Annotated in this window: 13 protein-coding genes; 7 read left to right on the top strand and 6 right to left on the bottom strand. The window is 72.1% G+C overall.

The window, feature by feature from the left end:
• The first annotated feature begins 117 nt into the window (after positions 1–117).
• Positions 118–876 (top strand): SDR family oxidoreductase, encoded by a 759-nt coding sequence (locus BKI49_RS10285; RefSeq protein WP_095933923.1) that lies wholly within the window; start codon positions 118–120, stop codon positions 874–876.
• A gap of 325 nt (positions 877–1,201) precedes the next feature.
• Here the strand turns inward: BKI49_RS10285 and BKI49_RS10290 are convergent, their stop codons facing one another.
• Positions 1,202–2,452: a D-alanyl-D-alanine carboxypeptidase family protein gene (locus BKI49_RS10290; RefSeq protein ID WP_095933924.1), complete on the bottom strand. Its 1,251-nt coding sequence runs from the start codon at positions 2,450–2,452 to the stop codon at positions 1,202–1,204.
• 363 nt (positions 2,453–2,815) lie between these two features.
• On the opposite strand from BKI49_RS10290, the gene BKI49_RS10295 reads away from it, so the two are divergent.
• Both BKI49_RS10295 and BKI49_RS10300 read left to right on the top strand, forming a co-directional pair.
• On the top strand, positions 2,816–4,279 hold the full coding sequence (locus BKI49_RS10295) for an ABC transporter permease (protein WP_095933925.1): 1,464 nt from the start codon (positions 2,816–2,818) through the stop codon (positions 4,277–4,279).
• 137 nt (positions 4,280–4,416) lie between these two features.
• Complete coding sequence (locus BKI49_RS10300; protein ID WP_257004692.1) at positions 4,417–5,202, top strand: ABC transporter ATP-binding protein; 786 nt, start codon at positions 4,417–4,419, stop codon at positions 5,200–5,202.
• A 39-nt stretch (positions 5,203–5,241) separates the two neighbouring features.
• On the opposite strand, the gene BKI49_RS10305 is transcribed toward BKI49_RS10300, so the two are convergent.
• Both BKI49_RS10305 and BKI49_RS10310 read right to left on the bottom strand, forming a co-directional pair.
• Positions 5,242–6,249, bottom strand: a complete 1,008-nt coding sequence (locus tag BKI49_RS10305) for an aldo/keto reductase (RefSeq protein WP_095933926.1) — start codon at positions 6,247–6,249, stop codon at positions 5,242–5,244.
• A gap of 60 nt (positions 6,250–6,309) precedes the next feature.
• Positions 6,310–6,633, bottom strand: coding sequence for a hypothetical protein (locus BKI49_RS10310; protein ID WP_095933927.1), 324 nt, complete (start codon positions 6,631–6,633; stop codon positions 6,310–6,312).
• Positions 6,634–6,767: 134 nt separating this feature from the next.
• Here BKI49_RS10310 and BKI49_RS10315 point away from each other — a divergent pair, with 134 nt between their 5' ends.
• The 3 genes from BKI49_RS10315 (at position 6,768) to BKI49_RS10325 (ending at position 9,247) form a co-directional block, all read left to right on the top strand.
• Positions 6,768–7,325: a DoxX family protein gene (locus tag BKI49_RS10315; RefSeq protein WP_095933928.1), complete on the top strand. Its 558-nt coding sequence runs from the start codon at positions 6,768–6,770 to the stop codon at positions 7,323–7,325.
• A gap of 86 nt (positions 7,326–7,411) precedes the next feature.
• Positions 7,412–7,750, top strand: coding sequence for a MazG-like family protein (locus BKI49_RS10320; RefSeq protein WP_095933929.1), 339 nt, complete (start codon positions 7,412–7,414; stop codon positions 7,748–7,750).
• A gap of 174 nt (positions 7,751–7,924) precedes the next feature.
• Positions 7,925–9,247 carry a hypothetical protein gene (locus tag BKI49_RS10325; protein ID WP_257004712.1) on the top strand — a complete coding sequence of 441 codons (1,323 nt, stop codon included), beginning with the start codon at positions 7,925–7,927 and terminating at the stop codon, positions 9,245–9,247.
• 70 nt (positions 9,248–9,317) lie between these two features.
• Here BKI49_RS10325 and BKI49_RS10330 read toward each other — a convergent pair whose 3' ends face one another.
• Positions 9,318–12,692, bottom strand: coding sequence for a pyruvate carboxylase (locus BKI49_RS10330; protein WP_095933931.1), 3,375 nt, complete (start codon positions 12,690–12,692; stop codon positions 9,318–9,320).
• Between the two features lie 207 nt (positions 12,693–12,899).
• Positions 12,900–13,301 (bottom strand): DUF2867 domain-containing protein, encoded by a 402-nt coding sequence (locus BKI49_RS10335; RefSeq protein ID WP_095933932.1) that lies wholly within the window; start codon positions 13,299–13,301, stop codon positions 12,900–12,902.
• Positions 13,302–13,351: 50 nt separating this feature from the next.
• On the opposite strand from BKI49_RS10335, the gene BKI49_RS10340 reads away from it, so the two are divergent.
• Positions 13,352–13,936 carry a TetR/AcrR family transcriptional regulator gene (locus tag BKI49_RS10340; protein WP_095933933.1) on the top strand — a complete coding sequence of 195 codons (585 nt, stop codon included), beginning with the start codon at positions 13,352–13,354 and terminating at the stop codon, positions 13,934–13,936.
• Between the two features lie 195 nt (positions 13,937–14,131).
• On the opposite strand, the gene BKI49_RS35230 is transcribed toward BKI49_RS10340, so the two are convergent.
• A complete protein-coding gene (locus BKI49_RS35230; protein ID WP_179332389.1) occupies positions 14,132–14,395 on the bottom strand; it encodes a hypothetical protein in 264 nt (87 codons plus the stop codon).
• Positions 14,396–14,430: the final 35 nt, after the last annotated feature.

Below are 14,430 nucleotides of genomic sequence, written 5' to 3' on the forward strand. Positions count from 1 at the left end.
CACCGCCACCGGCGCCAACGGGACGGACACCAGCACCCCGCACCCTCACCCTTCCGCAGTGCGGACCTTCCCTTCCGTACCGCGGACTCTCCCGTACGCTGCGGCTCCATGAATGCCATGAACGCTCAGCACACGAAGATCGCGGTGGTGACCGGGGCGGGCTCCGGCATCGGCCGCGCGGTGGCCGTGGAACTGCTGCGCACCGGCTGGTCGGTGGCGCTGGCCGGACGCCGGACGGCAACACTGGAGGAGACGGCCGCCCTGGCGCCCGGGGCCCCGTCGACGGCCGTCCGCACGGACGTCGCGCGCCCCGACGACGTGGCCGCCCTCTTCGCCGCCGTGCGCGACCGCTTCGGACGACTCGACCTGCTCTTCAACAACGCGGGCACGTTCGGCCCGGGCGGCGTCCCGCTCGAGGAGCTGCCGTACGACGCCTGGCGGCACGTCGTGGACACCAACCTCAACGGCGCGTTCCTGTGCGCGCAGGCGGCGTACCGGCAGATGAAGGAGCAGGACCCGCAGGGCGGCCGGATCATCAACAACGGCTCCATCTCGGCGCACGCGCCCCGCCCGCGGTCGGTGGCGTACACCGCGACCAAGCACGCGCTGACCGGGCTCACCAAGTCGCTGTCCCTGGACGGGCGCCCGTACCGGATCGCGTGCGGTCAGATCGACATCGGGAACGCCGCCACCGACATGACCGAGGGGATGCGGACGGGAACGCTCCAGGCCAATGGAGAACTGGCGGTCGAACCGGTGATGGACGTCGCCGACATCGCGCGCACCGTCCGGCACATGGCGGAACTCCCCCTGGAGGCGAACGTGCAGTTCGCGACGGTTCTGGCGACGACGATGCCGTACGTGGGGCGCGGCTGAGGCTGTCGCCGCGTCCCTCCGCGCGGTTCACCAACCGGGCGCCAAGAACTGGTCAACGACTCAACTTGCACAAACGGAAGCTGAAGCTCCGGACCGTATAAGCCGGTCAAGGGCTTATGCTCAACACCTCCTCCACGAGAGCTTCACACTTGGAGCACCAGACTTCGGTACGACCACGGTCCATACCGAGGGGGGAGGTGGCAGCCGTTCCGCGGCCCGGAAGGGGGCGGACCTCGCGCGGGACCGCGAGGTGAGCACCGGAGCGCGGGACGGCTGCCCCAACACGTGTGCGACCGCGAGGAGTCGGTACACGCGCGGGCAGGGGTCAGCGCCGGTGACGGGCGCTCCCCGCCTCGCCGTCCTCCCCGGTGACCGCGCGCCGGCGCCCACGCAGCGCGAAAGCGCCGCCCGCCAGCAGGGCGGCCGCTCCCCCGGCTCCGGCGAACAGTCCCCACGACGGGCCGGCCGAGGCGGGACCGGCGGCGGCCGCCGAGGCACCCGCCGCCGCCTTCGGCGCCTTCCGCGCGGGCGTCGCGCTCGCCCCGCCCTCACTGAGCGGCTCGACCAGCCTGCCCACCGGCCGCACCTTCGCCGCGTTCGCGAAGCCCCAGTCGAGCAGTTGGGCGGTCTCCTCGTAGACGCCGCTGCCGCCGTTCTTCGGGTGCATCACCGTGACGAGCAGGGTCCGCCCGTCATGGGTGGCCGCGCCGGTGAAGGTGTTGCCCGCGTGGCTGGTGTAGCCGTTCTTCACCCCGATCAGACCGTCGTACGGCCGCACGCCCCACGCGCCCGTGAGCAGGCGGTCGGTGTTCTGGATCTGGAAGGTCTTCTTGCCGCCGGCGGGGAAGTCGGCGGTCTTCGTCGCGCAGTAGCCGCGGAAGTCGGCGTCGGCGAGGCCGTGCCGGGCGAAGAGCGTCAGGTCGTAGGCGGAGGACAACTGACCCTTGTGGTCGAACCCGTCGGGGCTCACCACGTGCGTGTCCAGGGCCTGCAGGTCCCTCGCCCTGGCCTGCATCTGCGCGACGGTCACGGCGATGCCGCCGTTCATGTGACTGAGGACGTGCACCGCGTCGTTGCCCGAGCGCAGGAAGACGCCCTGCCACAACTGCTCGACGGTGTAGGTGATTCCGGGCTTGATGCCGACGAGGCTGGAGCCCGCGGGCACGTCGGCGAGGTCACCGTCGGTCGCCTTGCGGGTCTCGGTCCGCTCGAACCGCTTCAGCACGGTGTCCGCGAACAGCATCTTCAAGGTGGACGCGGGTGCCAGTCGCCGGTGCGCGTCGTACGCGGCGAGCACCTCGCCGCTCTCGTGGTCCGCGACGAGCCAGGCCCGCGCGGTGAGCCGCTCGGGCAGTGCCGAGCCGCCGAGGACCTGGACGCCGCCGCGGCCGAGGCGTTCACCGCCGATCGTCGTGGCGGCGGAGGCGGCCGGGACGCCGGACACGGCCAGCGGGACGGCCGCCGCGAGGCCGAGGGCGGCGCGGCGCGACAGCACGGCGGAGCGGGCGGCGGGCACGGAGGCCGCACGCGGGGACGGCGGAGCGGAACGCGGGGTACGCGGCGAGGAATCACGCATCCCGGGACCGTACAAAGCCCGTCCGTGAGACCGTACAGCGGGGTGACAAAGAAAAGGAAAGCCAATCCCAAAGGGGCGGCAAAACGCTGCCGGGTGACGGCGCGGGCCCGCCCCGTACGGCCGCCCACCGTCCCACCGGGAGTTGCGTGCCGGGCGGGCCCGCCGTTCTTCACCGGGCGCCACTCAACAGGGGGTTTCTGGCAATAAGCCCTGAACGGATTAGGAATGGGCTGTCTTACGGAATTTTGATTTCGGGCTCCGCTTTCTCAGCTCTCACACATCTCTTGCTCAGCCCCGCTCAAAGGTTCCTCCATAGCTTGTGGCCGCGCCCACAGCGGGCGCCAAGAACCTTTGAGGAACGGGATGTTTGGCATCTATCTCAAGCGTGAGCTGAGCCGGCGCAAGAAGGCGGCGCTGGTGATCGCCCTGGGTCTGGCGCTCGGTATCGCGCTGGTCATCACCGTCAACTCGGTGTCGGCCGGCATGCAGCAGGCGCAGGACAAGGTCCTGAAGTCGCTGTACGGCCTCGGCACCGACATGACCGTCACCAAGGCCAGGTCGGCGCCCTCCGGCAGTGCCTCGGACCGGCCGAAGTTCGACTTCGACGCCAAGTCGGACAGCAGCAAGAAGCAGAGTTCCGACCGGGTGATGACGCAGGGCGGTCAGGCCCTGAAGTCCTCGCTCGTCGCAAAGGTCGCCGCACAGAAGGGCGTCGCGAACGCGGTGGGCGCGCTGAGCCTGAACGTCACCAAGGTCGACGGCTCCTTCACTCAGGGCAAGGCCAAGTCGGGCACCACCCAGCAGCAGGGCGGCCCCGGCGGCGGCCAGAGCGGCGACAGCGGCGCGCCCCAGGTGCAGGGCGGCGGCGCGTCCTTCGACGTGAATTCGTACTCCGTCGCGGGCGTCGACGTCACCGACCAGGACCTCGGCCCGCTGGCCACCTCGAAGATCACCACGGGTGCGACCTTCACGGCCGCGCAGGCGAACGCGAAGGTCGCGGTGGTCAGCAAGTCGTACGCCAAGGAGAACAAGTACAAGGTCGGCAAGACCCTGAAGATCTCCGGCACCAAGTACACGATCATCGGGATCGCGACGCCCGACAGCAGCGACTCCACCACCGACGTCTACCTGCCCCTGAAGCAGGCGCAGACGCTGGGCGACGCGAAGAACCAGGTCACCACGATCTACGTCAAGGCGACCGACTCCCAGCAGATCGACACCGTCAAGGCGACCATCCAGAAGAACATCTCGGGCACCACGGTCACCACCTCCGCGGACCTCGCCGACACCGTCTCGGGCTCGCTGTCGACCGCCTCGAACCTGGCGACCAGCGTCGGCAAGTGGCTGTCCGTCGCGGTCCTCGTCGCCGCGTTCCTGGTGGCCGCGCTGCTCACCTCCTCCGCGGTCAGCCGCCGGGTCCGTGAGTTCGGCACCCTGAAGGCGCTCGGCTGGCCGTCCCGCAAGGTCACCCGGCAGGTCGTCGGCGAGTCCGTCGTCAACGGCCTGCTCGGCGGCGCCCTCGGTATCGCGCTCGGTCTCGGCGCGGCCTACGCGGTCACGGCGATCAGCCCGAAGTTGACGGCGGAGCTGGGCTCCACCGGCGGCATGGGCGGCGGCATGGGCGGTCCCGGTGGCGGCGGCCCCGGCGGTCAGACGGCCTCCGCGGCGAAGAACACCCTGGAGATCGCGCTGTCCGCGCCGGTCTCGGCGACCACCATCGCGCTCGCCGCGGGCCTCGCCATCGCGGGCGGCCTGGTCGCCGGCGCCATGGGCGGCTGGCGCGCCTCCCGGATGCGTCCCGCGGACGCGCTGCGCAGCGTCTCCTGACCGGCCCCCGGGCCACCACCCGAACCGGGGCGCCGCTCTCCTGACCGGCCCCCGGGGCCCCGAACCGGGGCGCCGCGTCCGTTCCCCCCGGGCCGCGGCGCCCCACCCCTTCCTCTTCTGCACCTTCGGAGAACCTCATGTACAAGCTCACCGGCGTCACCAAGCGCTACACGCGGGGCAAGGACACGGTGGAGGCGCTGCGCGGCGTCGACCTCGCCATCGAGGACGGCGACCAGCTCGTCATCCAGGGCCCCACCGGCGGCGGCAAGTCCACCCTGCTCCAGATGATCGGCGGCCTGGACCGGCCCTCCGCCGGCAGTGTCGAACTGGACGGCGTGGACCTCGCCTCCATCAGCGAGGCCAAGCTGACCCGGCTGCGCGCCGAGAAGATCGGCATCATCTTCCAGGCGTTCAACCTCATCCCGACGCTGACCGCGCAGGAGAACGTCGAGACGGCCCTCGTGCCGCTCGGGGTCAAGCCCGCCGAGCGGCGCGAGCGGGCCGCCGAGGCGCTGCGCTCGGTCGGTCTCGGCGAACGCCTCGCGCATGTGCCGTCCGAGATGTCCGGCGGCCAGCAGCAGCGCGTCGCCATCGCCCGCGCGCTGGTCAAGAAGCCGAAGGTGCTGCTCGCGGACGAGCCGACCGGCAACCTCGACGAGGGCACCCGTGACGACATCATGGGTCTGCTCGAAGGGCTGTGGCACGAGTACGGACTGACCTTCGTCATGGTCACCCACGACTCGTCCATCGCCCGTCGCGCGCCACGGCTGGCGACCATCGAGGCTGGCCGGATCACCCTGACCGAGCGGGGCGACGGCCGTGCCGCGTCGCCGCAGCGGCAGGCGCCGCACGGGGACGGGCACGCACGGCAGCCCGGTCTGCCGCAGTACGCGCAGCAGCAGTACGACGGCCGGGGGTACTGATCCCCCGGCTCCCGAACCGGTCCCGGCGGCGTGGGCCGCTCACCGTCCCAGCAGCCGGTCCACCTCGGCCAGTTGCCCGGCGGTGAGCGGCCCCTTGGCGATCGCGCCCGCGTTCTCCTCGGCCTGGGCCACCGAACGGAACCCCGGGATCGGGACGGTGCGAGGGCTGCGCGCCCACAGCCAGGCCAGGGCGCCCTGCGCGAGCGTACGGCCGCCGCTGGTGAGGATCTCCCTGAGGGCGTCGACCCGGGCGAGCCATTCCGGGTCGGCGCCGTGCCGCTCCGTGAAGCCCGGCAGCCAGGCGGGCGGCGTATTGCGGATGTCGCCCGCTTCCAGGGCGCGTCCCGCCGTGTGCTTCCCGGTCAGCAAGCCCATCGCCAGCGGGCTGCGGTTGATGCTGGCGAGCCCGGACTCCTCGCAGAGCAGCAGCAGTTCGGGCGCGTCCTGGAGGACGTTGAGCCGGTGCTGCACGGCCGCGCAGTGCTCACCCTCGGCGAAGACCGCGGCGCGCCCCGGGTCGTCCGTGCTCCACGCGTAGCCGCGGATCAGCCCTTCCCGTACGAACTCCTCGCAGACGTCACGGAGTTCGGCTCCGCGCTCCGGTTCGGCGTCGGACAGGTGCAGCTGGTACAGGTCGACGTAGTCGGTGTCGAGGCGGCGCAGTGAGGCGGTCAGCGCGCGGCGGACGTAGGCCGGGGAGTCGTCGCTGCCGGTCAGCAGCCGGCGCTCCTCGTCGACGACGTTGCCCCACTTGGTGGCGACGACCACGTCGGCCCGCCGCTTGCCCAGGGCCCGCGCGAGCACCCGCTCGCTGTGGCCCGCGCCGTACGCGTCGGCCGTGTCGAAGAACGTCACCCCGAGGTCGAGGGCGCGCCGGACCGCCCGTACGGACTCCTCGTCGTCGACCTTGCCCCAGCCCAGGGGCTGCCCGTCGGGTGTCGCCCACTCGCCGCCGATGGCCCAGCAGCCGAACCCGAGGGCGCTGACCTCGATCCCGGCTCGGCCCAGTGTCCGGTTCCGCGTGCTCTGCTTCTCGATGCGCTCCATGCCCCGGGACGCTAGGAGTTGGAGCGCAGGCGAAGGCAAGTATCCTGCGGGAAAAGGCCGTCAGGCCTGGCCGGTCTCGAAGCGGGAGATCTTGCCGTCGTCGACGGTGAAGCTCCACTTCGTCTTCATCTCGCCCCAGGTGTCGTTGCTGTAGCGGGCGATGAGGGAGCGACCGCCGTTGGACTCGTTGTCGACGTCCATGTGGCCGTGGGTGGAGAAGATCTCCTGGTCGGTCCAGTCGTCGAGGTCCCGGTCGGAGCCGTCGTCGGACATCGTGGCGCCGGGCGCCAGGACTGCCTTGAAGGCCTCACGGTCGTGGGCGTTCACGGCGGTGACGAAGGCCCGGACGGCCGGGTCGCTGAGTTTCGCTACCTGAATCGTCATGCCAGACAGAGTCACACCGGTACCGCCGGGCCGCCACCCGAACGGCGGCCCGGGTACGCCGCGGGCCCGGGATCGGTGCGACGGTGGGGACACGGGAGGGACTGTTGCCACTGCCGTCTGCTCTGGGAGTCACCGTGACCTGTACCGGCACCTGCGTCGACCGAACCGATCTGGGACTGCTGCTGCTCCGTCTGGGGACCGGTGGGGTGCTCGCCGCGCACGGCACGCAGAAGCTGCTCGGCTGGTTCGGCGGGGGCGGCATCGAGGGAACCGGCACCGCCATGGAGGCCATGGGCTATGCGCCCGGAAGGGCGAGCGCGACCGCGGCGGGCCTGGCGGAGGCGGGCGGCGGCACGCTGCTGATGCTGGGCCTGGCGACGCCCGCGGCCGGTGCCGCCGCGGCCGGCGCGATGGCGGGCGCGGCGGCGGTCCACATGCCGAACGGGTTCTTCGCGAACAGCGGCGGCTACGAGTACGCGGCCTCGCTCGGACTCACCGCGGCGGGCCTCGCCGTGGCGGGCCCCGGCCGGCTGTCCCTGGACCATCTGCTGCGCCACACGGTCAACCGCGGCTGGATGGTGCCGTTGGCGCTCGGGGCGACGGCGGCCGTGACCGCCGTGGTGGTGGGCGCGCGGAACAAGCGGGTGCGCCGGGCCGCGGAGGGCGAGCAGGAGACGCTGTTCGACGAGTAGCCGCGGGCCGTACGCCCGCACGGTGCGCCGGCGGGCCTCGCGGGGGCGGCGCCCGCGCCCCGGGCCGGCTGCGGGAAGCTGATCCCATGACTGACGAAGACGTCTGGGGCACGATCGACGGCCTGTACGCCTGGCTCGACGCGAACAGGGCGGTCGACGGCACCGACGGCCTGCTCCTGCGCATCCTGAAACTGTCGGAGGAGGTCGGCGAGGTCGCCCAGGCGGTGATCGGCGCGACGGGCCAGAACCCGCGCAAGGGCACCACCCACGGCTGGGACGACGTCCAGTCGGAGCTGTGCGACGTCGTCATCACGGCGCTGGTGGCGCTGCGCACGCTGACGCCGGACACGCGCGAGGTCTTCGCCGCCCATCTGGCGAGGGTGGCGCGCAGGTCGCTCGGCGGGGGCACGGCTCCCGCGACCTGACGCCGTCCGAATCTGTTCACCGTTCAGACGTGCGCGCGCAGCGTGGAGTTGGCGGGCGCGGCTGAGCCTTCTCGGCGTCATCTCGTCGACGAAAGGGTCCCCGTGCAGGACTACCTTCTCCCCTCAGGCCGCCGGGCGGTCGCCGTGCTGGGCGGAGTGCTCACGCTCGCCGCCATGAGCATGGGAAGCCAGGCGCAGGCGGCGAGTTACGGCACCCCGAGCCTCACGCTCTCGGCGTCGTACCTGTCCGGCGCGGTGGGCGCCAGTGGGGACCCGGTCGTGAACGTGACGGTCGCTCAGAGCGGTGCCGACGCGGGCGCGCTCACCGTCACGGTGACCAGGAGCAGCAAGACCTCCGTGGCGACGGCGACGGACGCCACCGTCACCGGGACCGGCGCCACCCGGCAGGTCGCCGTCGCCGCGCGCGGCCGCGGCTACACCGACCTGACCGTGCAGGTGACCGGGGTGGACGGGCAGACGGCCACGAAGACCCTGCACTACGCGGCGTCCGCCGCCGTCCAGCGGTCGGCGGACAGCCGCTACCTGACCGGTTCGAGCGACGCGTCCGCCGCCGTCGACGTGGGCGGCGGCTACGCGGTCGTCGCGGACGACGAGTCCAACACCCTGCGCCTGTACGACCGTTCCACGTCCGGGGCGCCCGTCAGGACCTGGGACTTCAGCTCCAGGATCGGTGTCTCCAAGGAGATCGACATCGAGGGCGCCGCGCGCGTCGGCGACACCATCTACTGGACGGGTTCGCTGGGCAACAACAAGGACGGCGAGTACAAGTCGGCCCGCAACACGGTCTTCACGACCAAGGTGACCGGGTCCGGGGCGTCCACCACCCTGACGTACGGCGGCTCGTACGCGAAACTCCGCGACAACCTCGTCGCCTGGGACAAGGCGAACGGCAACCGCTACGGCTTCGCGGCCGGCACCGCCAGCGGGCAGATCCCCAAGCAGATCGACGGCTTCAACGTGGAGGGCCTGGAGTTCGCGCCGGGCTCCACGACGACCGCGTACCTCGGCTTCCGCGCGCCCCTCGCCCCCGCGGTCCCCGGCGGCAAGGCGCTCCTCGTGCCGGTCACCAACATCGACAAGATGGTGGGCAGCGGCGCGTCGGCGGTCTTCGGCACGCCGATCGAGCTGGACCTCGGCGGCCTCTCGGTCCGTGACATCCGCAAGAACGCGGCGAACCAGTATCTGATCGTCGCCGGTTCCTGGGCCGCCGACGACAACTCCGACCCGTACGCCCTCTACTCCTGGGACGGCGACCCCGCCCACGCCCCGGTCAAGCGCCTCGACCTGCCGACCTCGGACCCGGGCGGCTGGGAGTCGGTCGTCGACGTCCCCGACCTGAGCGTGCCCGGCGCCCGCGCCCAGCTGATCACCGACGACGGCTCCGCCGACCTGTACGGCGACGGCATCGAGGCCAAGGACCTCACCCACCCCGAGTGGAAGAAGTCGCGGGCCACCTGGTTCACGGTCACCGGCTGACGCGACGCGAGCGCACCGGCACGGGAGGGGTCTCCGGTGCCGGTGCGCTCGTGTTCCCGCGGTGGTGCGGTCAGCCGATCTCGACGAGGAGGTCGCCGCCCTCCACCTGCTGCACCTTGTTGATGGCGAGCCGGGACACCGTGCCGGACCGCCCGGCGGTGATCGCCGCCTCCATCTTCATCGCCTCGATCGTGGCCACCGTGGCACCGGCCTCCACCTGGTCCCCCTCGGCGACCACCAGGGTCACCACTCCGGCGAACGGGGCGGCGACATGGCCGGAGTTGCCGCGGTCGGCCTTCTCGGTCACCGGGACGTCGGAGGCGGCGGCGTTGTCGCGGACCTGGATGGGCCGCAGCTGGCCGTTGAGCGTCGACATCACCGTGCGCATGCCGCGTTCGTCGGCGTCGCCCACCGCCTCCAGCGCGATGAGCAGCCGCACACCGGGCTCCAGGTCGACGGCGTACTCCGTGCCGGGGCGCAGACCGTAGAAGAAGTCCTTGCTCTCCAGCACTCCGGTGTCGCCGTAGTTCTGCCGGTGCGTCTCGAAGTCCCGTGTCGGGCCGGGGAACAGCAGCCGGTTGAGCGTCGCGCGACGGTCCTTGTCCAGCGCCGTACGGTCCTCGGCGCTCAGCTCCTGCACGGGCTTGGGGTCGGCCCGGCCCTGGAGGGCCTTGCTGCGGAACGGCTCCGGCCATCCCCCGGGCGGGCTGCCGAGCTCGCCGCGCAGGAAGCCGATGACGGAGTCGGGGATGTCGAACCGGTCCGGCGTCTCCTCGAACCGGTCCGGCGACACCCCGGCGCCCACCAGGTGCAGCGCCAGGTCGCCGACCACCTTCGACGACGGGGTGACCTTCACCAGTCGGCCGAGGATGCGGTCGGCGGCGGCGTACATCTTCTCGATGTCCTCGAAGCGGTCGCCGAGGCCCAGCGCGACGGCCTGGGTCCGCAGGTTGGACAGCTGTCCGCCCGGGATCTCGTGGTGGTAGACGCGCCCGGTCGGCGAGGCGAGGCCCGCCTCGAACGGGGCGTAGACCCGGCGCACGCTCTCCCAGTACGGCTCCAGGTCCCCGACCGCCTGGAGGTCGAGTCCGGTCGGCCGCGCGGAGTGGTCGGTGGCGGCGACGATCGCCGACAGCGACGGCTGCGAGGTGGTGCCCGCCATCGACGCCACCGCGCCGTCCACCGCGTCCGCCCCGGCCTGGATCGCGGCGAGGTAGGTCGCGAGCTGGCCGCCCGCGGTGTCGTGCGTGTGGACGTGCACCGGCAGGTCGAACTCGCGGCGCAGCGCCGAGACGAGCGTCGCCGCGGCCGGGGCGCGCAGCAGGCCCGCCATGTCCTTGACGGCCAGGACGTGGGCGCCGGCGGCGACGATCTGCTCGGCGAGGCGGAGGTAGTAGTCGAGGGTGTAGAGCTTCTCGGAGGGGTCGGACAGGTCCGAGGTGTAGCAGAGGGCGACCTCGGCGACGGCCGTCCCGGTCTCGCGCACGGCGTCGATGGCGGGCCGCATCTGACCGACGTCGTTCAGGGCGTCGAAGATCCGGAAGATGTCGATGCCGGTGGCCGCGGCCTCCTGGACGAACGCGTCCGTCACCTCGGTGGGGTACGGCGTGTAGCCGACCGTGTTGCGTCCGCGCAGCAGCATCTGGAGACAGATGTTGGGGACTTCCTCGCGGATGGCGGCGAGCCGCTCCCACGGGTCCTCGGCGAGGAAGCGCAGGGCGACGTCGTAGGTGGCGCCGCCCCAGCACTCCAGGGACAGCAGCTGCGGCAGGGTGCGTGCCACCACCGGTGCGACGGCGAGCATGTCCTTGGTCCGCACGCGGGTGGCCAGCAGCGACTGGTGGGCGTCGCGGAACGTGGTGTCCGTGACACCGATGGCCGGCGACTCACGCAGCCACCGCGCGAACCCCTCGGGCCCCAGTTCGGTCAGGCGCTGCCGGGAACCGGCGGGCGGCTCGCCTGCGGGCAGCGGAGGCAGTTTGGTGACGGGGTCGATCAGTTGGGGCCGCTCGCCGTGCGGCTTGTTCACGGTGACGTCGGCGAGATAGGTGAGCAGCTTGGTGCCGCGGTCGGCGGAGTGGCGCGCGGTGAGCAGCTGCGGGCGCTGCTCGATGAACGACGTCGTCACCCGCCCTTCCCGGAAGTCCGGGTCGTCCAGCACCGCCTGGAGGAAGGGGATGTTGGTGGCGACGCCACGGATGCGGAACTCGGCGACCGCGCGCCGGGCACGGCCGATCGCGGCCTTGAAGTCCCGGCCGCGGCAGGTGAGTTTGACGAGCATCGAGTCGAAGTGCGCGCTGATCTCGGTACCCGCGTGGGTGGTGCCGCCGTCCAGGCGGATGCCCGAGCCGCCGGGCGAGCGGTAGGCGCTGATGCGTCCGGTGTCGGGACGGAAGCCGTTGGCCGGGTCCTCGGTGGTGATACGGCACTGGAGGGCCGCGCCGCGCAGGGTGATGCTCTCCTGCGACAGCCCGAGGTCGGCCAGGCTCTCGCCGGCCGCGATGCGCATCTGGGCCTGGACCAGGTCGACATCGGTGACCTCCTCGGTCACCGTGTGCTCGACCTGGATGCGCGGGTTCATCTCGATGAAGACGTGGTTGCCGTCGCGGTCGAGCAGGAACTCGACGGTGCCGGCGTTGCGGTAGCCGATCTCGCGGGCGAACCGCACCGCGTCGGCGCAGATCCGGTCCCGCAGTTCGGGGTCGAGGTTCGGTGCGGGCGCGATCTCGATGACCTTCTGGTGGCGGCGCTGGAGCGAACAGTCGCGCTCGTAGAGGTGGATGACGCCGCCCTGCCCGTCGGCGAGGATCTGCACCTCGATGTGGCGGGGTTCGACGACGGCCTTCTCCAGGAAGACCGTCGGGTCGCCGAACGCGGACGCCGCCTCGCGGGCCGCCGCCTCGATGGCGTCGCGCAGCGACGCGGGGTCCTCGACGCGGCGCATGCCGCGCCCGCCGCCGCCCGCGACCGCCTTGACGAACACGGGGAAGCCGACCTCGTCCGCGGCGCGGACCAGTTCGTCCACGTCGGTGGAGGGCGCCGAGGAGCCCAGCACCGGAACGCCGGCCGCGCGGGCGGCGGCCACGGCGCGGGCCTTGTTGCCGGTGAGTTCCAGGGTGTCGGCGCTGGGGCCGACGAACATGATGCCCGCTTCCTCGCACGCGCGAGCCAGGTCGGGGTTCTCGGACAGGAACCCGTAGCCCGGGTAGACCGCGTCCGCGCCCGCCCGGCGCGCGGCCCGGACGATCTCCTCGACGGAGAGGTAGGCGCGCACGGGGTGCCCAGGTTCACCGATCTCGTACGCCTCGTCGGCCTTGAGCCGGTGCAACGAGTTGCGGTCCTCGTGCGGGAAGACGGCGACGGTTCGCGCGCCCAGCTCGAAGCCGGCCCGGAACGCGCGAATCGCGATCTCACCGCGGTTGGCGACCAGCACCTTGCGGAACATCCTTGGATCCCTTCAGCCTGCCGGTGACGCCCCCCATCGTGTCGATGCGGGCCCCCCGGTGCCATGTAACTCGCGTCACTCGGGTGGGGCACATCCGGATATGACCACCCGGATCACCCGGATCGCGGGGTGCGACCGCCTGGGGGACGTGACGTTGTGTCCCGCGCGAGGGCCGGCGGGGCCGGATCGAGCGGTACTTCCGGGTGCCTACCCGGTTTTCCGCGCCGCATGATCGAGATTTCGGTGCGTGCGGGCCAGCATGAGGCGGGCCATGAAGGGGTGGACCCGTTTCACGACGCCCCAGTAGAGCCTGGACCGCCACGCGTGCGTCTTCACCGAGCTGCACAGGATCACGTACGTGTCGTCGACGACGATCGAGGCCCAGGCGTCGAGACCGGCGGTGCTCACGTCCATCAGCACCTCGCCGTCCCGCCGCGCCGCGATCGGGAAGGCGTCCCGCAGGACGCCCGTCCAGGCCGCGGGATCGCGTGGCATCCCGGGCCGCAACTCCATGGCATACGCGTCCTGGTAGTCGGGCCGGTCCAGCGCCGCCCTGATCAGCCGTGCACCTTCGGGGAACTCCACCGCCACGGGCCTGTTCCTGAGCATCGCGTACCTCCATACGCCAGCGTATGGAAACCATACGGTAGCGTACGGTCATGGAGCGACGGCAACAGGTGAAGAAGTCCAGACTCAGTGCGGACGACTGGGCCGACGCCGCACTCGCCGCCATCGGTGCGGGCGGCGGTCTCGCGGCGGTGGCGGTCGAACCGCTCGCCGCCCGCCTGGGCGCCACGAAGGGCAGCTTCTACTGGCACTTCGGCAACCGCGAGGCACTGATCGAGGCGGCGCTCGCCCGCTGGGTCGAGACGGACACCGAGCAGATCATCGCCGCGATGCAGACCGAGCCGGACCCGGAGAAGCGCCTGCGCCGCCTGTTCACCGAGGTCACCCGGCCGGCCAAGCACGACCCGCTCGAACTCTCCCTGCTCGCCAGCGTCGGCCATCCCCAGGTCGCCGCCGCACTCAAGCAGGTCACCGAGCGCCGGATCGGCTACCTGACCGGGCTCTTCACCGAACTCGGCTTCACCGACGCCGAGGCACGGCGGCGGGGCCTGATGGCCTACAACTTCTACCTGGGCCACACCCAGCTCGGCCACGCCGTCCCGTCCGCGCTGCCCTCGGCCGCGGAGTTCCCGGGGTATGTGGAGGCGGTGGTGGGGGCGCTGCTTCAGCGCGCCTAGCCGGGGCGCTCGGGCAACCTCGACTCCTTACCCCGCCGCCCGTGGGCACCGGCGCGGTGGCCGGGTCACCGGGTGCGGCGGACGCGGCGGGCGCGACGGGCGCGGCGGGCGCGGCGGGCGCGGCGGGCGCGGCGGGCGCGGCGGGCGCGGCGGGCGCGGCGGGCGCGGCGGGCGCGGCGGGCGCGGCGGGCGCGGCTACCGACGGGTGTCCGAGGCGGGGCGGCCCGTCAAGGAGCCTTCGGGCTCGGCGAGCACCAGCCTGCCCGCTTGGCTGCACACCCGTGCGGTGACCTGCGGCGGCGGCTCCTGCCGCGTGGCGAAGTGCCGCCGCAGCCCGGGGTCGGGTGCGTAGCCGTACCGGTCGAGGTAGTACGCGATCTGGTCCGACCAGACCCACGTTCCGTCGGTGCGGAAGATCGCGGGCACCACCTGCCGCGGGCAGGCTCGACGCATCCGCATCTACCGCTGCACGAAGCCTTGCAGCATCGACCGCC

Source organism: Streptomyces sp. Tue6028 (assembly GCF_002300165.1).
Classification (GTDB): domain Bacteria; phylum Actinomycetota; class Actinomycetes; order Streptomycetales; family Streptomycetaceae; genus Streptomyces; species Streptomyces siamensis.